At 71.5% G+C, this 21,444-nt stretch carries 22 protein-coding genes (1 of these 22 running past the window's edge); 13 read left to right on the top strand and 9 right to left on the bottom strand.

The genetic code is table 11. From position 1 onward, the window contains the following. Nucleotides 1-628 carry the 3' portion of a TRAP transporter substrate-binding protein gene (locus tag DK412_RS11675; protein WP_109972081.1) on the top strand. Its footprint begins 386 nt before the window's first position, so the window shows 628 of its 1,014 coding nt (coding positions 387-1,014); the start codon falls outside the window, past its left edge; it ends in the stop codon at nt 626-628. Nucleotides 629-635: 7 nt separating this feature from the next. Here DK412_RS11675 and DK412_RS11670 read toward each other — a convergent pair whose 3' ends face one another. Continuing rightward, nucleotides 636-1,364: a hypothetical protein gene (locus DK412_RS11670; RefSeq protein ID WP_109972080.1), complete on the bottom strand. Its 729-nt coding sequence runs from the start codon at nt 1,362-1,364 to the stop codon at nt 636-638. 254 nt (nt 1,365-1,618) lie between these two features. On the opposite strand from DK412_RS11670, the gene DK412_RS11665 reads away from it, so the two are divergent. Further along, entirely contained in the window at nt 1,619-1,915 is a 297-nt protein-coding gene (locus tag DK412_RS11665) for a hypothetical protein (protein ID WP_245447590.1), read from the top strand. 7 nt (nt 1,916-1,922) lie between these two features. On the opposite strand, the gene DK412_RS11660 is transcribed toward DK412_RS11665, so the two are convergent. The 3 genes from DK412_RS11660 to DK412_RS11650 form a co-directional block, all read right to left on the bottom strand. Next, entirely contained in the window at nt 1,923-2,792 is an 870-nt protein-coding gene (locus DK412_RS11660) for an ABC transporter substrate-binding protein (RefSeq protein ID WP_109972079.1), read from the bottom strand. Nucleotides 2,793-2,908: 116 nt separating this feature from the next. After that, nucleotides 2,909-4,753, bottom strand: a complete 1,845-nt coding sequence (locus tag DK412_RS11655) for a glycoside hydrolase family 15 protein (protein ID WP_109972078.1) — start codon at nt 4,751-4,753, stop codon at nt 2,909-2,911. A gap of 319 nt (nt 4,754-5,072) precedes the next feature. After that, the gene (locus DK412_RS11650; RefSeq protein WP_245447589.1) at nt 5,073-7,784 is read right to left on the bottom strand and encodes a heparinase II/III family protein; all 2,712 of its coding nucleotides are present in this window, start codon (nt 7,782-7,784) and stop codon (nt 5,073-5,075) included. A 325-nt stretch (nt 7,785-8,109) separates the two neighbouring features. Between DK412_RS11650 and DK412_RS11645 the strand changes: the two genes are divergently transcribed. Genes DK412_RS11645 through flgG form a run of 4 tightly spaced genes read left to right on the top strand, consistent with a single transcriptional unit; the run spans nt 8,110 to nt 10,068 of the window. Continuing rightward, nucleotides 8,110-8,493, top strand: coding sequence for a flagellar basal body protein (locus DK412_RS11645; RefSeq protein ID WP_245447588.1), 384 nt, complete (start codon nt 8,110-8,112; stop codon nt 8,491-8,493). Next, entirely contained in the window at nt 8,490-8,906 is a 417-nt protein-coding gene (gene flgC / locus DK412_RS11640) for a flagellar basal body rod protein FlgC (protein ID WP_109972077.1), read from the top strand. Before DK412_RS11645 ends, flgC begins: the two co-directional genes overlap by 4 nt. 7 nt (nt 8,907-8,913) lie before the next feature. Continuing rightward, nucleotides 8,914-9,267 carry a flagellar hook-basal body complex protein FliE gene (locus DK412_RS11635; RefSeq protein WP_109972076.1) on the top strand — a complete coding sequence of 118 codons (354 nt, stop codon included), beginning with the start codon at nt 8,914-8,916 and terminating at the stop codon, nt 9,265-9,267. Between the two features lie 12 nt (nt 9,268-9,279). Beyond that, nucleotides 9,280-10,068 (top strand): flagellar basal-body rod protein FlgG, encoded by a 789-nt coding sequence (flgG, locus tag DK412_RS11630; RefSeq protein WP_109972075.1) that lies wholly within the window; start codon nt 9,280-9,282, stop codon nt 10,066-10,068. A 35-nt stretch (nt 10,069-10,103) separates the two neighbouring features. Here flgG and DK412_RS30180 read toward each other — a convergent pair whose 3' ends face one another. After that, complete coding sequence (locus DK412_RS30180; RefSeq protein WP_162596186.1) at nt 10,104-10,361, bottom strand: hypothetical protein; 258 nt, start codon at nt 10,359-10,361, stop codon at nt 10,104-10,106. 142 nt (nt 10,362-10,503) lie between these two features. Here DK412_RS30180 and flgA point away from each other — a divergent pair, with 142 nt between their 5' ends. Genes flgA through fliP form a run of 6 tightly spaced genes read left to right on the top strand, consistent with a single transcriptional unit; the run spans nt 10,504 to nt 14,652 of the window. Continuing rightward, a complete protein-coding gene (gene flgA / locus DK412_RS11625; RefSeq protein WP_244539728.1) occupies nt 10,504-10,890 on the top strand; it encodes a flagellar basal body P-ring formation chaperone FlgA in 387 nt (128 codons plus the stop codon). Nucleotides 10,891-10,946: 56 nt separating this feature from the next. Continuing rightward, nucleotides 10,947-12,053 (top strand): flagellar basal body P-ring protein FlgI, encoded by a 1,107-nt coding sequence (gene flgI / locus DK412_RS11620; protein WP_109975208.1) that lies wholly within the window; start codon nt 10,947-10,949, stop codon nt 12,051-12,053. Next, nucleotides 12,050-12,628 carry a MotE family protein gene (locus DK412_RS11615; RefSeq protein ID WP_109972074.1) on the top strand — a complete coding sequence of 193 codons (579 nt, stop codon included), beginning with the start codon at nt 12,050-12,052 and terminating at the stop codon, nt 12,626-12,628. The genes flgI and DK412_RS11615 overlap by 4 nt, the downstream gene beginning before the upstream one ends. Further along, nucleotides 12,628-13,350 carry a flagellar basal body L-ring protein FlgH gene (gene flgH / locus DK412_RS11610; protein ID WP_109972073.1) on the top strand — a complete coding sequence of 241 codons (723 nt, stop codon included), beginning with the start codon at nt 12,628-12,630 and terminating at the stop codon, nt 13,348-13,350. The genes DK412_RS11615 and flgH overlap by 1 nt, the downstream gene beginning before the upstream one ends. Nucleotides 13,351-13,372: 22 nt before the next feature. Next, nucleotides 13,373-13,867: a flagellar basal body-associated FliL family protein gene (locus DK412_RS11605; protein WP_093570889.1), complete on the top strand. Its 495-nt coding sequence runs from the start codon at nt 13,373-13,375 to the stop codon at nt 13,865-13,867. Then, nucleotides 13,864-14,652, top strand: coding sequence for a flagellar type III secretion system pore protein FliP (gene fliP / locus DK412_RS11600; RefSeq protein WP_109972072.1), 789 nt, complete (start codon nt 13,864-13,866; stop codon nt 14,650-14,652). Before DK412_RS11605 ends, fliP begins: the two co-directional genes overlap by 4 nt. 182 nt (nt 14,653-14,834) lie before the next feature. On the opposite strand, the gene DK412_RS11595 is transcribed toward fliP, so the two are convergent. The 4 genes from DK412_RS11595 to DK412_RS11580 all read right to left on the bottom strand — a co-directional run bounded on the left by DK412_RS11595 (nt 14,835) and on the right by DK412_RS11580 (nt 20,385). After that, a complete protein-coding gene (locus DK412_RS11595; RefSeq protein WP_109972071.1) occupies nt 14,835-15,941 on the bottom strand; it encodes a microcin C ABC transporter permease YejB in 1,107 nt (368 codons plus the stop codon). 4 nt (nt 15,942-15,945) lie between these two features. Further along, nucleotides 15,946-17,790, bottom strand: coding sequence for an extracellular solute-binding protein (locus DK412_RS11590; protein ID WP_109972070.1), 1,845 nt, complete (start codon nt 17,788-17,790; stop codon nt 15,946-15,948). Then, on the bottom strand, nt 17,790-19,694 hold the full coding sequence (locus DK412_RS11585) for an extracellular solute-binding protein (protein WP_204165552.1): 1,905 nt from the start codon (nt 19,692-19,694) through the stop codon (nt 17,790-17,792). Before DK412_RS11585 ends, DK412_RS11590 begins: the two co-directional genes overlap by 1 nt. Nucleotides 19,695-19,845: 151 nt before the next feature. Beyond that, nucleotides 19,846-20,385: a cytochrome c family protein gene (locus tag DK412_RS11580; protein ID WP_109972069.1), complete on the bottom strand. Its 540-nt coding sequence runs from the start codon at nt 20,383-20,385 to the stop codon at nt 19,846-19,848. A gap of 312 nt (nt 20,386-20,697) precedes the next feature. Here DK412_RS11580 and DK412_RS11575 point away from each other — a divergent pair, with 312 nt between their 5' ends. Beyond that, nucleotides 20,698-21,441, top strand: a complete 744-nt coding sequence (locus DK412_RS11575) for a 3-deoxy-manno-octulosonate cytidylyltransferase (RefSeq protein WP_109972068.1) — start codon at nt 20,698-20,700, stop codon at nt 21,439-21,441. Nucleotides 21,442-21,444 lie beyond the last annotated feature (3 nt).

Here is a 21,444-nt window from a genome sequence, read left to right as displayed (position 1 = left end):
GGCGGAGATCGCCCGGCCGGCCTACGCGCGGGCGCTCGCCGCGAAAGGCCAGCGGCTGCTCTACGTCACGCCCTGGGCGCCGTCGGGGATCTGGTCGCGCCGCGCCCTCGCCGGCGCCGACGACCTGAAGGGGCTCAAGATCCGCACCTACGACGCCACCTCGACGGCGGTGCTCGCGGCGGCCGGCGCACAGGCCGTCAACCTGTCCCAGGCAGACGCGATCCCGCAGGTGAAGGCCGGCGCCGTCGACGCGATGCTCTCCTCCGGCGATGGCGGGGTCGGGCGCCGCCTGTGGGAGCAGCTGCCGCACTTCACGGCGGTGCAGTACGCGATGCCGGTCTCGATCGCCGTGGTCTCCGCCTCCGCCTACGACGCCCTGCCGGAGGCCGTGCGCCGGGCCGTCGACGCGGCCGCCGCCGAGACCGAGGCGCGCCAATGGGCGGCGATCCGCACCCGCCTCGACGAGAACTTTTCGCGCATGCGCCAGAACGGCGTCGTCATCGCCGATCCGCCCGCGCCCTCGATCACGGAGGCCCTCGCCAAGGCCGGCGCGGCGGCCGTGGCGGCCTGGGAGAGGGAGACCGGGCCGGAGGGGGCGCGGATCCTGGCGGCGTATCGCGGGCGCTGACGCGCCCTCATCCCGCGGCGTGAGCCCGCTCGCGCCGCGCCGCCTTCGCGGCCTCCAGGCGCATCCCCGCCTCCGCGATGCCGAGCGGCGGCGCCTGTCGGCCGATGCTCAGGGCTCCGTCGAGGATCTCCACCGCCTCGGCCCAGGCCCCTGGCCAGAACAGGGCGGCGGCCTCGACCGCGTCGGCGGCGGTGCGGGGATCGATCTCGGCGGCGAAGAGGGCCGCGCGCGCCGCCGCCGCCGCCCGGGCGCCGCGCACCCAGGTGCCCTGGCGGCCGGCCGCCTCGGCGAGCGAGCCGGCCGACCAGGCGGCGTGGCGGGCGACCGTCACCGCGATCCCCAGATCCGGGGCCGCCCGGCAGGCGGCGGCGTGCTGCACCAGCCCGGCCCGTTCCAGGACCGGCGGCAGCAGGCGGCGCACACCCTCGCCCACGAGGTGGGCGGTGCGCTCCGCCTCCACGGCGTCCGAGTCGGCGGAGCCGGCGAGGCGCAGCACGAAGGCCATCAGGCGCGGGCGCTCGGCATCCGGCATCGCGTCGTTGAGGCCCAGCGCATAGGTGGCGAGCGGGCCCGAGAAGCAGGGCGGGCAATCCGCCGAGGAGCGGATCGCCCGGTAGGGCAGGCCCGCCGCCACCAGAGCCGCCTCGTTGATGCAGGTGCCGCCATCCGGGCCCGGGAAGGTGTGCGAGCCCGGCAGCAATCGCCAGTTCAGGATGGGATCGAAGAGGCCGGACATGGAGTCTCCCGCCGGGGTTTCGCGCGCCGTCACCCTTGAGACTGGCAGGGTTTCGGGCCGACGGCGAGCCTTCTCTTCAGCCGGGCCCGGAGGTCGGGGCGGGACCCGAAGGGCGGGTGAACGGGATGCGGCATCGCGCCCCTACCCTTGGTCGGATTGCGGATTTAGAACATATAGTGAACATTAACCGCTGTCGGGCATCGCCGCCGCGCCGGGCGGGGATGGGGACAGAGGATGGGCGAGAGGGGACCGGCATGACGCACTACCGCTTCCACTGCACCAACGGGTCCGAGTGCATCCTCGATGCCGAGGGCGCGCCGGTCCGCGGCCCGGCCGCCCTCGCCCGCCGCGCCCGCGCGGTCGCCGAGGCGGCGATGCAGAGCCTCGGCGCCGGCGACTGGACCGAGTGGCGGGTGAGCGTGCACGACCTGACGGGACGGCGGGTCTGGGTCGAGCCGTTCGTCACGCAGGAACGCTCGACCGAGAATCGTTCGGGCAAGGATCGCTCGACCGGGAACCGCCCGACGCGAGAGGCGGCGCTGGCGGCGTGAGCCGCGCTCAGTCGCTCGCCAGGAAGTCGTCGTAGACGGCGCGGATCCGCGGCAGGTCCTCCGGCGCCGTCCAGGCCTCGACGATGCCGCGATAGGCCGGGCCGGGCCGCTCCTCCGCCAGCACCGCGTCGATGCGCGCCACCACCTCGCGCCCCCAGGGCGTACCGGCGCACATCACCCGGGCGAAGACCGGCTCCGGCCCCTCCGCGAAGGGCAGGCCCAGGAAGGCGTCCGGCCGGCCGAGCTGGCGGGCGTTGTAGGCCGCGATGCTGGAGAACTCGACGAGGTAGTCGAGCCGGTCGTTCAGCAGCATCCGGAACGCCTCGCCGAACTCCGAATGGGTCTGGCCCGGCGGGTATTGCCGCAGCAGCGCGTCGACGGCGGGGGCCATGGCGCGGTTGCGCAGCATGCTGGTGCGCAGGTCGCGGTGCTCGCTCAGCAGGCCGCGCAGGGACAGGGGCTCCAGGCCTGCGAAGCGGGCGCGCTGGGGGACGTGGATCACGACGCGCAGCGGGTAGAACATCGCCACCGGCCGCGAGAACACCGCGAAGGCCTCGCGCTCGGGTGTCCTCACGCCGCCGACGAAGCACCATTCCTCGCCGTTCTTGAGCGAGGTGACGATGCGCGGAAATGGAACCGTCAGCGTGGAATGGATGTAGCCGGTCAGCCGGGCGCTCAGCAGGCCGCGGATCCGGTCGAAGATGCCGGCGTCGCGGTCCGGACCCTCGGTCATCATGAACGGCGCGGCGTCATAGACAGACCAGGTGATCTGATTCGTGATCGGTGCGGCGGCCTGCGCGTCCCCGGCCCGTGCCGGACCGAAGGATGCCAGGGCGAGCACGACGGCCAAGCCTGTCCGACCGAGTCCCTTGATCATGACCGTGTCCGCAATGTCCTTCGGCGAGCCCGTCGGAGATGCCCGATGCTCGTTCAAGATCAGGTTAATCGCCGCGCGGGTCGTCGCCGAGGGAGTATCTTCGGGAAGTCCTCGTGTTAGGCCGGAGGCGCCGGCGGCACGATCCACGGCACCCGGCGCCAGCGCGTCTCGCGCAAGGTGCGGTCGGCGTAGGTGCCGGCCACCGCCGCCCGGCCGCCCTGGGCCGCGAGGTCGAGGACGAGGGCGCTGTGGATGAAGGCGAGGTGGCTGAAGGCCTGCGGGAAGTTGCCGAGGAAGGTGCGGTCCTCCGCCACCTCCTCGGCGTAGAGGCCGAGGTCGTTCTGCAGCGCGCGCAAGGCGTCGAAGCGGGTCTGCGCCTCCTCGGTCCGGCCGAGCCAGACGAGGGCGTCGACGAGCCAGAAGGCGCAGATCAGGAAGGTGCCCTCGTGGCCCGGCAAACCGTCGTCGTTGCGGTAGCGGTAGACGAGCGGACCGTGGCCGAGGCGCGCGATCACCACCTCGACCGTGCGGGACAACACCGCCTCGTCGACCGGGAAGCCGACCATCGGGGCGATCAGGAGAGCGGCGTCGGGATCGTCGCCGCCGATATATTGCGGGTAGTAGCCGTCCCGTTCGTGCACCCCCTCGCCGTTGACCCGGGCGACGATGGCGTCCCGCGCCGCGCACCAGTGCGGCCGCTCGCCGAACAGCCGGATCGCGCGGTCGACCGCGACCCAGTTCATGATCGCGGCGTGCAGGTAGTGCTCCTCGGGTTTGCGCGGCTCCCACAGGCCGGCATCCGTCTCGTGCCAGTGGGCCGCGGCGAAATCGGCGAGGCGCACCGCCTGGCGCGCCATCGCCTCGGGGATCGTGCCGCCGAGGCTCCGGTACAGGTGCAGCAGGTCGAGCACCTGCCCGTAGGCGTCGCTCTGGTGCTGCTCGGCCGCCTCGTTGCCGTAGCGGACCGGGGCGCTGCCGCGCCAGCCCTCGAAATGGGCGGCCTCGTGCTCGGTCAGGTCGGTCTCGCCGGCGATGGCGTAGAGGGGGCGCAGGCCCCCCTCGTCGCGCTCGGCGAGGCTGCCGACGAAGCGGAAGAACGCCTCCGCCTCCGCCACCATGCCGAACTTCTTCAGCACGTAGAAGGACAGGCAGGCGTCGCGGATCCAGCAGAACCGGTAATCCCAGTTGCGGATGCCGCCGATCTCCTCCGGCAGCGAGGTGGTGGCCGCCGCCACGATGGCGCCCGAGGGCGCGTAGGTCAGGGCCTTGAGAGTCAGCGCGCTGCGCAGGAGCTGGTCGCTGAGCGGCCCGTCATAGGCCGCCCCTGCCGACCAGCCGGTCCAGGCCCTCCGTGCGGTCTCCATCAGCGCACGGGGGTGGAGGGAATCGCGCTCCGTCGCCCCGCCCGGATAGAGCGCGAAGGCCTGCTCGCCTCCATGCGCGACGGTGAACCGTGCCACCGCATCGGATCCCTCGATCGCGACCGGCAGATCGGCGATCAGGTCGGGCAGCCCCGCGGCGCCGACGCCGCCCGGGACCGCCTCGAGCGCGGAAAAGGTCTTCGAGAAGCCCGCCAGGGGCCGGTAGACCGCCCGCATCGGAACCTCGCCCGATACGCCCGAGACCAGGCGCACCAGGCAGGGCAGCACCCGGCCCGGTTCGGGCGCGAGCATGAAGTCGTGCACCGTCGCCGCTCCGGCGGCGCAGGTGAAGGTGGTCTCGAGGATGTTGGTGCCCGGCAGGTAGAGCCGGGCGCTCTCGAACGGTCCCTCGGGCGCCAGCGCGAAGAAGCCGCCGCGCCGGCGGTCGAGCAGGCGGGAGAAGACCGGGGGCGCATCGAACCGGTCGAGGCAGGCCCAGTCGATCGAGCCGTCGCGGGCGACGAGGGCGCAGCCGTGGCAGTTGCTGATGAGGCCGTAGGCTTCGATGGGCTGGTAGGGACGCGCGTCCGGATCGTGCATCGGGGAAGAGGCTCGGGCGAGAGGGGGTGGGCCCGACGGCCGGGGAACGGCGAGCGCCCTCCCCTCGTGCCGCGTGACCCAGAGGCACCGGGGCGAATGGCCGGGACCCGCCCGTGTTCCCGCTGGAACGTGGAAATTTTTTCGCGGATGAAAGGGTGGAGGAAAACGTCGTTTCACTGTCGTTGCGGCCGTTTGCCCCGGGACGACGATAATCCTCTTCGTCGTCCCGGGGCTCGACGCAGTCGAGAACCCGGGATGACCGCGGAGGTTGTGAACACCACTCGCTCGACGCGAGGCACGCTCCCGCGTCACGCGATCCTCAGCCTCCCATCACGAACCGCCCCAGCTCCTCCCGCGCCAGCACCCGTGCCAGGGAATCCTCCGCCGGGCCGTCGACCGCCATCAGGAGGCCGCCGCAGACGGTGCCGCGGCCCGAGACCGCGTAGCGCAGGGTGCAGGCGGGTTCGAGGCTGCCGGGACGGCCGGCGACGAACCCCTGCAGCGTGCCGGGCCGGTCGCCGTGGCCGATCACCGCCTCCAGGCCGGCCGCCCGGCCGGCGATCGCGAAGGGAACCAGGCCGAGGCGCCGGCCGCCCTGGCGGGCCTGCACCCGGCGCGGCCCCTCGACGGCGACCAGGGTCTCGGGCGCCAGATGGGCGAGGCCGCGGAAGGTCAGGAGCCCGCCCTCGTCCTGGGTGAAGCGGTCGATCACCGCGAGGCCCGACAGGTCGTGCGGCAGCACGAAGACCCGCAGGTGGCGGCAGCCCGGCCCGTGAACGGTGGTCTCGATCGCGTGGGCGGTGGCGCCGGGCAGCGCCAGGCTGCCGCGGTGGACGCCCCCCCCGGCCACCGGCTCGCGCCCCTCGATCGCCGCGACGTTGTGGGCGCGGGAAGAGAGCAGGTAGTGGCGCGCGCCCCCGGTCTCGACCTGCTCCGAACCGCCGGCCTCGACGATCCAGCGCGTCGCCCCCGCCGCGTAGACGTAGGAGGTGCAGTCGGCGTGGCCCTGGGGCGAGGTCTCGGCGAAGGTGCAGGCGAAATGGGCCCAGCCGCGCCCGGCCTCGTGGCGGGCCGACAGGCCGTCGGGGCGCAGGGTCGAAGAGGCGGTCGCGCCGGGCTGGGCGGCCGGGCGCTGCGCCACGAGCCCGCCGCCGCGCAGCCGCGCGATCCAGCCCGCATCGTCGGTGCCGGCAAAGACCTCGCCGAAGGGCGGCAGCCGCCCGCCGGGATCGAGGAGGCCGGCGAGGTCCGACAGGACCGCGTCCGTCCGGGCGGCGACGAGGGGGCCGGGCGCGGCCTCGCCGAGGGTGTCCCGCAGCGCCCGCCCAAGGGTGACGAGGTCGAGGCGGCGGTGGAGCGAGGAATCCGGGAAGCGCCCGTCCTCGGGCAGGAGCGCCGGCACGCCCGCGCGCAGGCTCTCGCGGGCAAGGCCGTCCCAGTGGCCCGAGAACGGCAGGCGCGGCAGGGCGCGGGCGAGCGCCAGGAGCGCCGCGGCGGCCTGGAGCTGGTGCAGGCTCTGCCCGAAGGTGTTCTGCCCGACGATCTCCGCCAGGGCGAAGCCGTGCCGCACCGCCTCCCCGGTCAGGAGCGGCGCCGCCGCCCCGGCCCCCGGCAGGGCGAGGAGGCCGATCCAGACCTCGGCCCGGGCCGGCAAAGCCGCCGGATGCAGGCTCAGGGGGTCGGCCGGCTGGCCCCAGGGGTTGGCCCGCGACCAGGCCTGCGCCAGGGCCAGCGCGCGCGCCGGCGCCGCCTCGGCCAGCGCCAGGAGCCAGGCGAGGGAGTGGTAGGCGAGGCGCCACGGGATGGCGCGGGCGGGTGCCGCCCGGAACGGGTCCTCGTCGAAGGCCGGATTCTCCGGCAGGGGCCAGTCCGGGCAGCCGGCGAGGCGCAAGGTGAGGCCGCCGTCGGGCCTCACGCCGACGAGGCGCTCGGCCTCGCCCCGCAGGGAGCGGGCGCGGGCGAGCGGCAGCGCGGCGCTGCCGGCCTCCCCGGGGCCGGGGATCCAGGCGGCCTCGGCCCCGGGATCGCGCCCGAGCCGGGCCGAGAGACGGGCGAGGAAGCCCGGGGCGTCGAGGAGGTCGTCGCCGCACAGGCTCTCGAGCCGGAAGCGGTCCTCCAGCGCCACCTCCGGGGGGCCGACGACCTCCACGGCGGGCAGTCGCTCGCCCTCCTCCTCCCAGGTGCAGAAGCCGAGATCGAGGGAGACCGCGCCCGGCGGCGGCTCCAGGTCGAGGGTGAAGCGGCGCGCCTGCGGCTGGGCCGGGAGGTTGATCGCCGCGCCGAGCCCCGGCTGCTCCTCGCTGCCCGGCCTCGCGCCGAGGCCCGGCACCGCGACGGTGCCCGGATAGGGCGGCGGGATCTCCGCCCCGTCGCGGTCGCGGTAGACGAGGCTCACCCGCGCGGCGTGCTCGTCGGGCCGCGCGGCGTGGATCTGCCCGCGCACCACGAGGCCGAGGCCGGGAACGAGGCCGTGGCGCTGGGGCTCCGGCTGCGGCCCGAGGCGGCGGCGGCGAAAGGCGCCCTCGCGTAAGGGCGCGCCGGGGCGCAGGCGCGGCTCGGCGATCGTGAAACCCTCGGTGTTGCGCCAGGAGCGCAGGGTGAGCGCGAGGCCGCGCGCCTGTGGCGGCACCCCGAAGGCCAGCCGCACCGGGGCCATCCGGACGAGCTCGGTCCCGGCGGGCTGGCAGGCCGGCCCGGCGATCCAGGCGCTGTGCGGATCGAGCAGGGTGCGGGCGAGGCCCGGCACGGCGTCGAGATCGAGGCTCGACCCGTCGGCGGCCAGGAAGTCGAAGCCCGCGAGGGCGAAGTCGAGGGCCTGGCCCCCCTCCTCCTCGGCCGCCCAGGCGAGGCGGGCCTCCAGGCAGCACCAGGCCCCCGCCGGCAGGTGGCGGAAGGTCAGCTGCACCCGGGACCAGCGGTTGTTGGCGGTGATCGCGTGCTCGCCCTCGCGCGCGCCCGGCCCCGCCCCGCCCGCGTAGCGGGCCTGGACCGGGAGGAAGACCGGCGCGGAGGGCAGCAGGGCCGGGAGCATGGCCGGAAACATCGCGTGGAGATGGGAGGCGGACGGGTACCCAGCGCCAGTGCCGGTGAGTGGCCGCTCCTGTCAAGGCGCGGGTGCGACGGTGCTGCTTGCATCCTCGTCGGGTGCAGAACGACCCGTGGAAACCTCTCGAACGAGAAGGCCCGCGCTCTCCTTTCCCCTGACAGCCCCGATCGGACAGGCGCCCGGCGAGCCCCGCAAGCTCCGCCAGCCTCGGGCAAGGTAGCGCTTCTAAATCCTCGGTTACGCGGCAGGGCCCGGGCGTCGGGTCGTTTCGGCACAGGACTCAAGGAGTGGCAGGCATGGGGGGAATCGCGTGACGGGGCTCTACCTGTTCGATCTCGCCTCGATGCATACCGGCTACCTGTCGGTGCGCCAGTCGACGATCGCCGGCAACGTGGCCAACGCCAACACCCAGGGCTACCAGGCCCGGGACGTCGTGCCCTTCGCCCAGGTGCTGGCCCGCGCCGGCGGCACTGACATGGCGCAGACCGCGCAGGCCCATCTCAACGCCCCGGGCCTCGGGGTGTCGGTCCGCCCCGACAAGTCCGGCTGGGACGTGCTCGAGACCTCCAGCAGCGTCAGCCTGGAGCAGGAGATGCTGAAGGCGAGCGAGGTGTCGCGCCAGCACAACCTCGATGTCGGGGTGGTGCGCAGCTTCCACCGCATGCTGATGTCGGCCGTGAGGAGCGGATCGTGATCGACCCCCTGCTCGCCGCCTCCCGCCTCGCGAGTGCGGGCCTCGAGGCCCAGTCCCTGCGCATGCGGGTGGTGTCGGAGAACCTCGCCAACGCCCAGTCGACCGGGGCCGAGCCGGGCGCCGACCCGTATGCGCGCAAGACCGTCACCTTCAAGGCCGAGCTCGACCGGGCGGTCGGCGCCGCCTCGGTCAAGGTGCGCGACATCGACACCGACAGGACCCCGTTCCGGGTCGAGCACGACCCGAGCAACCCGGCGGCGGACCAGAACGGCAACGTCAAGCTGCCGAACGTGAATGCCCTGATCGAGATGGCCGACATGCGCGAGGCCAACCGCTCCTACGAAGCCAATCTGCAGGTGATCAAGCAGGCCCGCGCGATGGTGGCCAGCGTGATCGACCTCCTGAGGACATGAGCATCCGATGATCGAGGCCCTCACCCTCTCGGCCTTCGACCGGGCCGCCGCATCCGCCCGTCCCGAGGCCGCCGCCTCCGTCCAGCGGGCGGTGCTCCCTTCCGTGACCGGCGCCGGCTTCCCGGGCGTCGAGGCTGCCGCGCCCACCGATTTCGGGCAGATCATGGCGAGCTTCGCGAGCGGCGTGCGCAACGACCTGCGCGCCGGCGAGGCCGCCTCGATCGCCGGCATCCAGGGCAAGGCCTCGACGCAGCAGGTGGTCGAGGCGGTGATGTCCGCCGAGCAGAGCCTGCAGACCGCGGTCGCCATCCGCGACAAGGTCGTGGCCGCCTATCTCGAACTGAGCCGCATGGCGATCTGAGGACTTGTTAAGATGAGAGCGCTCGCCGTCGCCGCCACGGGCATGTCCGCCCAGCAGCTCAACCTCGAAGTCATCGCCAACAACATCGCCAACCTGAACACCACCGGGTTCAAGGGGGCGCGGGCCGAGTTCACCGACCTGCTCTACCAGGCCGAGCGGCAGCAGGGCGTGCCGAACCAGTCCGGCCAGGAGGCGGTCCCCGAGGGCGCGATGCTCGGCCTCGGCGTGCGCGCCGCGGCGATCCGCAACCTGCACCGCCAGGGCCAGCTCACCAACACGGCGAACCAGCTCGATCTCGCCATCAACGGCCGCGGCTACTTCCAGATCACGAGCCCGAGCGGCGAGATCAACTACACCCGCGCCGGCGCCTTCAACAAGAACGCCACCGGCCAGCTCGTCACGCTGGAGGGCTACACGGTCGATCCGGCGATCCTGATTCCGAACAACGCCACCGAGATCACCATCAACCAGTCGGGCCAAGTCTACGCCAAGATCGACGGCCAGGTGGCGCAGCAGAATATCGGCCAGATCACCATCGCCAACTTCGCCAACGAGTCGGGGCTGGAGCCCCTCGGCAACGGCCTCTACCGCGAGACCCCGGCCTCGGGCGCGGCGGTGATCGGCAACCCGGGCGATGCGAGCTACGGCAAGCTCCAGCAGGGCTACCTCGAAGGGTCGAACGTCGATCCGGTCAAGGAGATCACCAGCCTGATCACCGCCCAGCGCTCGTTCGAGATGAACTCCAAGGTGATCCAGGCCGTCGACGAGATGGCGAGCACGATCTCCAAGGGAATCCGCTAAGCAGACTTGCGTTGGCAGGCCAACGCTTCGTCCGCTCAGCTTCTTGTTTTGTCGCAGGTTTTTATCGCAAAACCGGTGGCCACTTTTTGCGAAATCTGCTTAGAGCATTTTCCGACGAAGTGGATACCGGTTCGTCGCAGAAAATGCGGCAAAATCAAAGACCTAGAGAAGCTTCGCGATTGCAGCGTAATCGTGAAGCGCTCTAGAGCCGGGGTCGTCCCGACCCCGGCCTCGGTGAGACTGCCACGCCGCCGGACCCGGCGGCGCCCCTCCTCCCGGCGCGACACATCCATGCGTTCCCTCCTCCGGCACTCCCGTCTTCGGCTCTCCCGCCTTCTCCTGGCGCTGGTCGGCCTGTGCGTCCCGGCCGTTCTCGGCGTGGCCGCGCCGGCCCCGTCGCCCGCCGACTCGCCCGCCGCCCTCGCGGGAACCGAGATGATGCTGCCGGTGCCGACCGTGACGATCTATCCGGGCGACACGATCAAGGAGTCGATGCTGCGGCTCCAGGCCTATCCGACGACCTATCGGGCGCGCGCGGCGGTGATCGACGCGCCGCTCGCCGTCGTCGGGCGCACCGCCCGCCGGATGCTGCTGCCGGGCGAGCCGGTGCCGGTCAACGCCGTCGACGATCCGCGCCTCGTCAGCCGCGGCGCGCCGACCCAGATGATCTTCGAGGAGAACGGCCTCGTCATCACGGCGGTCGGCTCGCCGCTGCAGAATGGCGGCCTCGGCGAGACCATCCGGGTGCGCAACACCGACACCAACCGCATCGTGCTCGGCACCGTGACGGCGGACGGCCGCATCAAGATCGGCGGGTTCTGATGCGGGCCGCCCTCCGCACCGTCCGGGCCGGCCTCGTCCTGGCGCTGGTCCTCGTGATGGGGCTCGACGTCGCGCCGGTCTTACCCGCGCGCGCCGCGGCCCCCGTGATCGCCAGCGGCGGCTTCGCCCGGATCAAGGACGTCGCGACCCTCAAGGGCGTGCGCGACAACCAGATCGTCGGCTACGGCCTCGTCACCGGCCTGCAGGGCACCGGCGACACCCTGCGCAACGCCCAGTTCACCGAGCAGTCGCTGCAATCGATGCTCGACCGGATGGGCATCAACGTGCGCGACGCGCGCCTGCGCACCCGCAACGTCGCCGCCGTGATGGTGACGGCGGACCTGCCGCCTTACGTCGGTGCCGGCTCGCGCATCGACGTGACGGTGACCTCGCTGGGCGATGCGACCTCGCTGCGCGGCGGCACCCTGCTGATGACGCCCCTCTCCGGCGGCGACGGCAACGTCTACGCCGCCGCGCAGGGGCCGCTCGCGGTCTCCGGCTTCTCGGCTCAGGGCCAGGCCGAGCAGCTGACGCAGGGCGTGCCGACCGCCGGCCGCATCCCGAACGGTGCGCTGATCGAGCGCGAGGTGCCGGGCGCGTTCCGCGACCTGCCGGAGCTGATCTTCGAGCTGAAGAACCCCGACTTCAAGACCGCCACGATGGTGGCCGACGCGATCAACACCTACGCGGTCGGCCGCTTCCGCCGCCGCATCGCGAGCCCCCGCGACCAGCGCTCGGTGGTGCTCCAGCGCCCGCGCGACATGATCCTGCCGCGCCTCGTCGCCGAGATCGGCGACCTGACGATCCAGCCCGACGTGCCGGCCCGGGTCGTGGTCGACCAGCGCACCGGCACGGTGGTGATCGGCCGCAACGTGCAGATCTCCACGGTGGCGGTCACCCACGGCAACCTCACGGTGCGGGTCACCGAGACGCCGGAGGTGTCGCAGCCCGCGCCCTTCTCCAACGGCCAGACCACGGTGGTGCCGCGCACGGAAGTCGCGGCCCGCGAGGAACAGGGCAAGCTCGCGGTGCTCGGCGGCTCCGACCTGCAGACCCTGGTGCGCGGGCTCAACCAGGTGGGGCTCAAGCCCACCGACATCATCGCGATCCTCCAGGCGGTGAAGACCGCCGGTGCCCTCCAGGCGGAGCTCGTCGTCCAATGACCCGGTTCGTCGTGACAGCCCTCCTCCTGGCGCTGGCCGGCCCGGCCTTCGCCGCCGGCGACGGCCATGGCGGGGCGGCGAGCGACCCGGCGAAGGACGCGGCGATGCGCGCCATCGCCGCCCGGGACGCCCCGAAGGAGCCGACCGCGCAGGATTTCCGCGAGTCGGGCAAGGAGCCAGGCAAGACCGGCTACTGCGCCACCATCGCGGACGCGGCGTCGGACGCCCGCTTCGCGTGGCAGAAGGAGCAGCTCGCCGCGCTCGAGAAGCAGGTCGAGGAGCGCATCCGCCGCCTCGAGGAGAAGCGCGCCGAGTACGAGGCGGTGGTCCAGCGCCGCAAGGAGTTTTTGGCCAAGGCCGACGAGAGCGTGGTCGCGGTCTACGCCAAGATGAAGGCCGACGCGGCGGCGCTCCAGCTCTCCAACATGCCCGAGGACAACGCGGCGGCGATCCTGGTGAAGCTCAACGCCCGCGCGGCGAGCGCCGTGCTCGCCGAGATGGAGGCCTCCCGCGCCGCCGCCCTCGCCCGCCGGATGGCCGAGGCCGGCCGCCGCAAGGACAACGAGAGATCGTGATGACCCGTAGAGCCCCGGCCGCCCGCCTCCTGACCCTCACCGCAGCCGGCCTCGCGCTCGCCGGCTGCCAGAGCAAGCTCGACGAGCTCGGCCGACAGCCGGTGCTGACGCCGATCGGCACCGGGCTCGCCGCCCCGCGCGAGGCCCTGCCCTCGACCTTCGGCTCGCTGCAGAGCCGGCACGGCTACCACTCGACCTGGTCGCCGGGGAGCGCCGACCTCTTTCAGGATCCCCGCGCCCGCAACATCGGCGACGTGCTGACGGTCAGCATCGTCATCAACGACAAGGCGCAGTTCGACAATGCCAGCGACCGCTCGCGCAGCCAGAAGTCCAGCCTCGGCTTCGATTTCGGCTACGGCGTCTCGGGGCTGAAGGATTCGGCCACCGCCGATACCGGCATCCGCTCGGGCACCGAGACCAAGGGCCAGGGCACGATCGACCGCAAGGAATCGTTGAGCCTGTCGGTGGCCGCCGTGGTCACCGAGGCCCTGCCGAACGGCAACCTCCTGATCAGCGGGTCGCAGGAGATCCGGGTCAACAACGAGGTGCGGGTGCTCAACGTCGCCGGCATCGTCCGGCCGCGGGACATCTCGCGCAAGAATACCATCGACTACGACAAGATCGCCGAGGCCCGGGTCTCCTATGGCGGCCGCGGCCGCCTGACCGACGTGCAGGCGCCGACCCTCGGCCAGCAGATCTTCGAGACCGTCGCGCCGTTCTGACGGCGGAATCCAGGAGCGCGCGATGGCGGACAAGACGGACGACAAGAAGAAGGGCGGCGGCAAGGCCTGGATCGGGGCGCTCGCCCTCTGCACCCTGGTGGCGGTCGGCACCGGCGCCGGCCTCGGCATGTACCTGATGACGAGCGTCGAGAAGGCGGTCGACCAGAAGACCCGCGAGGCGCAGGAGCACGAGAAGGCCGCCAAGGTGCTGAACTACAGCGGCGAGCTGTCCCTGCGCAGCGTCGGCTCGGTGGTGACGAACCTCGCCGAGCCGGCCGATTCGTGGATCCGGCTCGAATCCTCGGTGGTGTTCAAGACCGGCAGCCTGCCGACCCCGGACATCACCGTGGCGGAGATCAAGGCCGACATCATCGCCTACCTGCGCACGCTCTCGACGGCGCAGATCGAGGGCGCGAGCGGCCTCCAGCACCTGCGCGAGGACCTCAACGAGCGCGTGTCCCTGCGCACCAAGGGGGCGATCCGCGAGCTGATCGTCGAGGCCCTGGTGGTGCAATGACGCGTGTTTCAGTGAAGCGGTGCACGGCCCTCGTCCTCGGGACGCTCGCGCTCCTGCTCCTGCCCGCCGGCGCCGCCCTGGCGCAGGGGGCGGCGGGGAGCGTCACCGGCATCCCGGGCCTCGACGCGCTGCTGCCCCCCGGCAACGGCGCGGCGAGCGGGCGCATCCTCCAGCTCGTCGCCCTGCTCACGGTGCTGTCGCTGGCGCCGGGACTGCTCGTGATGGTGACGAGCTTCACGCGCTTCGCCGTCGCCTTCTCGTTCCTGCGATCCGGGCTCGGCCTCCAGAGCACGCCGGCGAACCTCTTCCTCGTCAGCCTGTCGCTGTTCATGACCTTCTACGTCATGGCGCCGACCTTCGACCGGGCCTGGAGCGAGGGCGTGCGGCCGCTGCAGGAGAACCGGATCAGCGAGGAGGAGGCGTTCACCCGCATCACCGATCCGTTCCGCGAGTTCATGTCGGCCCAGGTGCGGCCGAAGGACCTCCAGACCTTCCAGGACCTCGCCAGCCGCAGCTTCCCGAAGCCTCAGGAGGGCGAGAAGATCGACCTGCGCATCCTGATCCCGGCCTTCATGATCTCGGAACTGCGCCGCGGCTTCGAGATCGGCTTCCTCATCGCCCTGCCCTTCCTCGTCATCGACATGATCGTCTCGACGATCGTGATGTCGATGGGCATGATGATGCTGCCGCCGACGGTGATCTCGCTGCCGTTCAAGGTGCTGTTCTTCATCCTGATCGACGGATGGAACCTGCTGGTGAGCGGATTGGTAAGATCGTTCTTTTAGAGATGATCGCACACGGTCCTCGGAGAGGGCCGGTCGTGCGGGCTGGGCAAACGCTGACGCCTTACCCCGTCTATCCGCTCCCTTTCCCGGACGACTGAAGCGACAGCGGAAGGAGATCCGGGAAAGGGGCCGGAGGGTCACGAACTGGCGTCAGCCCGTGATCTCCACGACAGGCATCCGCCTCACGCCGCCCGCGCCTCGAAATCGATCCTGGGGTCGATCCAGCTATAGGTCAGGTCGGAGATCAGGTTCACCACCAGCCCGAGCAGCGAGAAGATGTACAGGTTGGCGAACACCACCGGGTAGTCGCGGTTCACGATCGATTCGAACGAGAGCAGGCCCAGCCCGTCGAGGCTGAAGATGGTCTCGATCAGCAGCGAGCCGGCGAAGAACGCCGAGATGAACGCGCCCGGGAAGCCCGCCACGACGATCAGCATCGCGTTGCGGAAGACGTGGCCGTACAGCACCTGGCGCTCGGACAGGCCCTTCATCCGCGCGGTCAGCACGTATTGCTTGCGGATCTCGTCGAGGAACGAGTTCTTGGTGAGCAGGGTCGAGGTGGCGAAGGCCCCGATCGCCATGGCGATGATCGGCAGCGTGATGTGCCAGAGGTAGTCGGTCACCTTCTGCCACAGCGGGAAGGTCGACCAGCCCTCGCTGGTGAGCCCGCGGAGCGGGAAGACCTGCAGGAACGAGCCGCCGGCGAACAGCACGATCAAGAGGATCGCGAACAGGAAGCCGGGAATCGCGTAGCCGACGATGACGACGCCCGAGGTCCAGACGTCGAAGGGCGAGCCGTCGCGGACCGCCTTGCGGATGCCGAGCGGAATCGAGATCGCGTAGGAGATCAGCGTCATCCACAGGCCGAGGCTGATCGAGACCGGCAGCTTCTCGCGGATCAGCTGAAGCACCGAGACATCGCGAAAGTAGCTCTTGCCGAAATCGAAGCGGGCATAGTCCCACAGCATCTTCAGGAAGCGCTCGGGGGCGGGCTTGTCGAAGCCGAATTGCTGCTCCAGGCGCTTGATGAAGGCCGGATCGAGGCCTTGCGCGCCGCGATAGCGGGAATTCGATTCCCCTCCCCCGCCGGTCGATGTGCCGCCGCGCCCGGCGAGGTCGCCGCCGCCGCCGGTGACCCGGGACATGGCGGTGTTCTGGCCCTGGAGCTGGGCCAGCACCCGCTCGACCGGCCCGCCAGGAGCGAATTGCACGATCACGAAGGAGATCAGCATGATCCCGAGGATCGTCGGGATCATCAGGAGCAGGCGGCGCAGGATGTAAGCGGCCATTGTGTCAGGTCCGTCCGATCTTCCGGGCCTTGTCGGCGTCGTGCCACCACAGGGCGGGCACGCCGAGGCCGTATTTCGGCAGCTCGCGCGGCCGGCCGTACATGTCCCAGAGCGCGAGGCGGTGGGTGGCGCCGTACCACATCGGCACCCAGTAGCGCCCGGCGCGCAGCACCCGGTCGAGCGCCCGGCAGGCGGTGGTGAGCGCCGGCCGCGAGGCGGCGTCGGCGATGCGGTCGAGCATCGCGTCGGCGGCCGGGTTCTCGATGCCGGCGAGGTTCTGCGAGCCCGGCACCTTGGCAGCGCGGCTGCCGTAGACCTCGCGCAAGGCCGCCCCCGGGGTGACCGAGCCGCTGAACCGGGCCGAGACCACGTCGAAGTCGAAATCCTTCAGCCGCGCCTGGTACTGCGCCGCGTCGACGAGGCGCGAGCTGGCCCGGATGCCGAGCAGGCTCAGGTTCTTGATGTAGGATTGCAGCAGCGGCTGGAAGACCGGCGAGGAATCCAGGAACTCGAAGGCGAGCGGCTGGCCGTCGGGCAGCTTCATCACTCCGCCGTCGCGGGTGCAGCCGGCCTGGCGCAACAGCGTGTCGGCCCGGCGCAGGAGCGCCCGGTCCTGGCCCGACCCGTCCGAGCGCGGCGGCGACCACGGCTCGGAGAAGACCTCGTCGGGCACCCGTCCCCGGAACGGTTCGAGAAGCGCCAGTTCCTCAGGCGACGGCATGCCCTCCGCCTTCAGGTCGGAATTCTCGAAGAACGAGGCGGTGCGCTTGTAGGCGCCGTACATCAGGTTCTGGTTCGACCACTCGAAGTCGAAGGCGAGCCCGATCGCCTCGCGGATGCGCGGATCGCCGAAGACCGGCCGGCGGGTGTTGAGGAACCAGCCCTGCGTGCCCGAGGGCGTGGCATCCGGCACCGTCTCGCGCCTGACCCGGCCCTCCTGCGCGGCCGGGAAGTCGTAGCCCGTGGCCCAGACCCGGGAGGTGAATTCCTCACGCCAGGTGAAGGTGCCGGCCTTGAACGCCTCGAACGCCACGTCGCGGTCGCGAAAATACTCGTAGCGGATCTCGGAAAAGTTGTTGTGGCCGATGGTGACCGGCAGGTCGGCGCCCCAGTAATCGGCCACGCGCTCGAAGGCGATGAAGCGGCCGACCTCGAACCGCGCCACCCGGTAGGGTCCGGAGCCGAGCGGTGGCTCCAGGGTCGAGGCCTCGAAGTCGCGGGTGCGGTAATAGGCTTCGGAGAAGATCGGCAGGTCGGCGACGATCAATGGCAGGTCTCGGCTGCGGCCGGGGGCGAAGCGCACCAGAACCGCATCGTCGCCCTCCGCGCTCGCGCTCGCGACGTCGCGCAGCACGGCAGCGATGCGCGGATGGCCCTTCTCCTTCAGCGTCGTGATCGAGAAGGCGACGTCGCGGGCGGTGAGCCGCGAGCCGTCGTGGAAGCGGGCCTGGGGCCGCAGGGCGAAGCGGTAGGTCAGCCCGTCGTCGCTCACCGTCACGCTGCGGGCGACGAGGCCGTAGACCGCGTCCGGCTCGTCGAGGGCCCGGACCATCAGGCTGTCGAAGGTCAGGTCCATGCCGGCGGCGCCGTCGCCCTTCAGCACGTAGATGTTGAGGGTGTTGAAGGTCTCGAAGGCCTGGTTGCCGCTGGTGGCGGAGAGCTGCGCCGAGAAGGTGCCGCCCTTCGGCGCGAGCGGATCGACGTAGTCGAAGCGCGGGAAGCCCGCGGGGTATTTCAGGTCGCCGAAGCTCGACAGGCCGTGGCGCTCAGGCCCCTGCTGCGCGAGAGCCGGGACGCGGGCGGCGAGGAGCGCCGCCCCGCTCCCGGCGAGGAAGCTGCGCCGGCGCATCACCGCGCCGCCCCGGTCTTGGCGGCCAGGGTGGAATCGTACCACCAGGTCGTCGGGAAGCCGGAGGCGCCGTATTTCGGCAGGGTCGCCGGATGGCCGAAGCGGTTCCAGCGCAGGGTCCGCGACACGTTCGAGGACCATTGCGGCACGACGTAGTCGTGGGCGAGGAGCACCCGGTCCAGCGCCCGCGTCGCCGCCACCAGCTCCTCGCGGTCGGCGGCGTAGATCACCTTGTCGATGAGCGCGTCGATGCCGGCATCCTTGATGCCCGCGAGGTTGCGCGAGCCCGGCCGGTCGGCGGCGGCCGAGCCCCAGCAATCGCGCTGCTCGTTGCCCGGCGAGAGCGATTGCGCCCAGTTGCTGAGCGCCAGCGCATCGAAGTCGAAGCTGCGCGAGAGGTTCTGGTACTGGGCCGGATCGACCACCCGCAGCGACACCTTGAGGCCGATGCGCTCGAGCGCCGCGCGGTAGGGCAGCACGACCCGCTCGGCCGAGTTGTCGTAGCCTAAAAACTCGACCGTGAAGGGCTGGCCGGTCGCCTTCTCGACCATCTGGTTGCCGCGGATCTCGTAGCCCGCCTCCTGGAACAGGCGCACCGCCTCCCGGAGGTTGGCGCGCACCGCCTCGGGCGAGCCGTTGACCGGGTTCTTGTAGGGCGTGGTGAAGACCGATGCCGGCACCTTGTCCTTGAGGCTCTCCAGGATCGCCCGCTCGCGCCCCTCCGGCAGACCCGACGAGGCGAGCTCGGTGCCGAAGAAGTACGAATCGACCCGCTTGTAGAGCCCGTAGAACAGGGTGCGGTTCATCTCCTCGAAGTCGAAGGCGAGGTTGAAGGCCCGGCGCACTCGCGCGTCGGCGAATTTCTTCCGCCGCAGGTTGAGGGTGAAGGCCTGCATGATGCCCATGCCGGCCTGCGGGAACTCCTCCTTGACGATCCGGCCCTCGCGCACGGCCGGGAAGCCGTCATAGGCGGTGGCCCAGTTGCGGGCGATGTTCTCGGTGCGCCAGTCGAACTGGTCGGCCTTGAACGCCTCGATCATCACCGTCGCATCGCGAAAATACTCGGCGCGCTGGGTGTCGAAATTGTTGGCGCCGCGGTTCACGGCGAGATCGCGGCCCCAGTAATCCGGCACCCGCTCGTAGGTCGCGGTACGGCCGGCCTCGAACCGGGCGAGGCGATAGGGCCCGGAGCCGAGCGGGATCTCGAGCGTCGTCTCGGTCGGGTTGCGGGTCTTGCCTGACGCGTCCTTGCCCTCCCACCAGTGCTTCGGCAGCACCGGCAGCTGGCCGACGATCTGGGGCAACTCGCGGTTGCCCTTCTCCGAGAAGGTGAAGCGCACCTCGCGCGGGCCGGTCACCTCGGCCTTCGTCACGTTGTGGTAGTAGGCGGCGTATTGCGGGCTGTTCTCCTTCAGCACCTGGAAGGAGAACACCACGTCGTCCGGCGTCACCGGCTTCCCGTCGTGCCAGCGCGCTTCCAGCCGCAGGCGGTAGACCACGCTGCCGAGGTCGTCGTCCGGTCGCACCCCGTCGGCGAGCAGGCCGTAATAGGTCGAGGCCTCGTCCTGCGCCTGGGCCAGCAGGGTGTCGTAGATCAGCGGGATCTGGCTCTCGAGGTCGCCCTTCACCCCGGCGACGATCATGTTGAAATTGTCGAACGAGCCCTGCGAGCCGAACCGCACCAGGCCGCCCTTCGGGGCGTTCGGGTCGGCATAGTCGAAATGCGTGAAGCCCGCCGGGTATTTCGGCTCGCCGAGGAGCGACAGGCCGTGGCGCCAACCCCCGTCGGGGGACGCCGCATTGCTGCCGGCTGAGGGAGCGCCCTGCGCGCGGGCCCCGGCCGGGACGGCGGCGAGACTCAGGACGGCGAGGGCGGCGCGGCGAGTGAGGGGGCGTGCGATCACGCGGGGCGATCCTCCGGCTGGGACAGGTCTCCCCCCGTTCTAGGTCGCGGGGGGCGGCTCCGCCAACCCGGGCGCGTCGGCGCAGGGCCATTGACGCAAAAAGGCCGGGCTCTCGCCCGGCCTGGTCGTCACGCCGTCCTTGCAAAGCCCCTCAGGGCTTCGGGAAGTCGACCGGCTTGTCGGAGAGGGTCTTGAGGTAGGCCAGGATGTCGGCCCGCTCGGCGCCCGAGGGCACGCCCGCGAAGGCCATGATGGTGCCCTGGACGAACTGCTTCGGGCCGTGGAGGAAGTGGTCGAGGTCCTCGTAGGTCCAGTTGCCACCCTTGGCCTTCATGGCCGCGGAGTAGTTGAAGCCCTCGTGGCTGCCCTTCGGGCGCTCGACGACGCCGTAGAGGTCGGGGCCGACCTTGTTCGGGCCGCCCTTCTCGAAGCTGTGGCAGGCCATGCACTTCTTGGCAGCGGCCTGGCCCTTGGCGGCGTCGGCGCTGGCGAGGCGCACGGGCAGCGGCTCCTCCTTGGCGGCGGCGGGCGCCGCGGCGCCGGCATTCTCCTCGGCGGCCGGCAGCGCGTAGCCGCGATCACCCGCCGGCTTCGGCTTGTAGATCAGCTCGGCCAGGAACCCCGTCCCCATCGCGAGGAGCAGGGCGCCGAGCACTGCGCCGGCGATCTTGTTAAGCTCGAAGGAATCCATGTCTCGGCAGCTCCGATGCTCCGGTGAGCAGGGGCGATGCGAGGCGCGGCCCGGCGCCACGCCGCAGTGAAGGTCCGCCGGTGCTTAGCCGTTCTGCGGCGCGGTTGACAATGGCTCTAAACCTCGTCGGTTCGTCGCAGAGCGCGGGCGTGTGGACGGCGCCACGGTCGCGGGCGGGTCTCCCGCCATGAGTGGCCCGCCATGACAAGCCGGGCCGGCGCTGCTAAGAGCCGCGGCTTGCCGGGCCTCCCGTCATCCACAGGCTTCGAGCCCCGCACAGGCTTCAAGTCCCGCACAGACCCGAATCGCCGCATGTCCGACCCCCTCGTCCTGATCCCCGCCCGCCTCGCCGCCACCCGCCTGCCCGAGAAGCCGCTGGCCGACATCGCCGGCGCGCCGATGATCGTGCATGTCTGGCGTCGCGCCGTGGAGGCCGGCATCGGCCCGGTGGTGGTCTGCACCGACACGGACGCGATCGTGCAGGCGGTCGAGGCGGCGGGGGGCCTCGCGGTGATGACCCGGCCCGACCACCCGTCCGGCTCCGACCGCCTGGCCGAGGCGCTGGAGGTGATCGACCCGGAGGGGCGCCACGACGTGGTGGTGAACGTGCAGGGCGACCTGCCGACGATCGATCCCGCCGCCATCGCCGCCTCGGTCGCGCCGCTCGCCGACCGGGCGGTCGACATCGCGACGCTCTGCGCCGTCATCACCCGGCCCGAGGAGCGGACCGAGCCCAGCGTCGTCAAGCTGGTCGGCTCCGAGATCGCGCCGCGTCGCCTGAGGGCGCTCTACTTCACCCGCGCCACCGCGCCGTACGGCGATGGCCCGCTCCTCCACCATATCGGTCTCTACGCCTATCGCCGCCGGGCGCTCGCCCGCTTCGTCTCCCTGCCGCCGAGCCCGCTGGAGCAGCGCGAGAAGCTGGAGCAGTTGCGCGCACTCGAGGCCGGGATGCGGATCGACGCGGTGGTGGTCGACGACGTGCCGCTCGGCGTCGACACGCCGCACGACCTCGAGCGCGCCCGCGCCATCCTGGCCGCCCGGCGCCTGAACTGACGA

This window comes from Methylobacterium sp. 17Sr1-1 (assembly GCF_003173775.1).
In the GTDB taxonomy this organism is placed as follows: domain Bacteria; phylum Pseudomonadota; class Alphaproteobacteria; order Rhizobiales; family Beijerinckiaceae; genus Methylobacterium.
The sequence above is the reverse complement of the archived record's forward strand: the minus strand, read 5'-3'. Positions and strand labels throughout refer to the sequence as shown.

Bases quoted from the DNA above. Each gene is read 5' to 3' on its own strand.
- DK412_RS11670 (WP_109972080.1), bottom strand. From the start codon at position 1,364: ATGTCCGGCCTCTTCGATCCCATCCTGAACTGGCGATTGCTGCCGGGC.
- DK412_RS11665 (WP_245447590.1), top strand. From the start codon at position 1,619: ATGACGCACTACCGCTTCCACTGCACCAACGGGTCCGAGTGCATCCTC.
- DK412_RS11660 (WP_109972079.1), bottom strand. From the start codon at position 2,792: ATGATCAAGGGACTCGGTCGGACAGGCTTGGCCGTCGTGCTCGCCCTG.
- DK412_RS11655 (WP_109972078.1), bottom strand. From the start codon at position 4,753: ATGCACGATCCGGACGCGCGTCCCTACCAGCCCATCGAAGCCTACGGC.
- DK412_RS11650 (WP_245447589.1), bottom strand. From the start codon at position 7,784: ATGCTCCCGGCCCTGCTGCCCTCCGCGCCGGTCTTCCTCCCGGTCCAG.
- DK412_RS11635 (WP_109972076.1), top strand. From the start codon at position 8,914: ATGATCGAGGCCCTCACCCTCTCGGCCTTCGACCGGGCCGCCGCATCC.
- flgG (WP_109972075.1), top strand. From the start codon at position 9,280: ATGAGAGCGCTCGCCGTCGCCGCCACGGGCATGTCCGCCCAGCAGCTC.
- DK412_RS30180 (WP_162596186.1), bottom strand. From the start codon at position 10,361: ATGGATGTGTCGCGCCGGGAGGAGGGGCGCCGCCGGGTCCGGCGGCGT.
- flgA (WP_244539728.1), top strand. From the start codon at position 10,504: ATGATGCTGCCGGTGCCGACCGTGACGATCTATCCGGGCGACACGATC.
- flgI (WP_109975208.1), top strand. From the start codon at position 10,947: ATGGGGCTCGACGTCGCGCCGGTCTTACCCGCGCGCGCCGCGGCCCCC.
- DK412_RS11615 (WP_109972074.1), top strand. From the start codon at position 12,050: ATGACCCGGTTCGTCGTGACAGCCCTCCTCCTGGCGCTGGCCGGCCCG.
- flgH (WP_109972073.1), top strand. From the start codon at position 12,628: ATGACCCGTAGAGCCCCGGCCGCCCGCCTCCTGACCCTCACCGCAGCC.
- DK412_RS11605 (WP_093570889.1), top strand. From the start codon at position 13,373: ATGGCGGACAAGACGGACGACAAGAAGAAGGGCGGCGGCAAGGCCTGG.
- fliP (WP_109972072.1), top strand. From the start codon at position 13,864: ATGACGCGTGTTTCAGTGAAGCGGTGCACGGCCCTCGTCCTCGGGACG.
- DK412_RS11595 (WP_109972071.1), bottom strand. From the start codon at position 15,941: ATGGCCGCTTACATCCTGCGCCGCCTGCTCCTGATGATCCCGACGATC.
- DK412_RS11590 (WP_109972070.1), bottom strand. From the start codon at position 17,790: ATGCGCCGGCGCAGCTTCCTCGCCGGGAGCGGGGCGGCGCTCCTCGCC.
- DK412_RS11580 (WP_109972069.1), bottom strand. From the start codon at position 20,385: ATGGATTCCTTCGAGCTTAACAAGATCGCCGGCGCAGTGCTCGGCGCC.
- DK412_RS11575 (WP_109972068.1), top strand. From the start codon at position 20,698: ATGTCCGACCCCCTCGTCCTGATCCCCGCCCGCCTCGCCGCCACCCGC.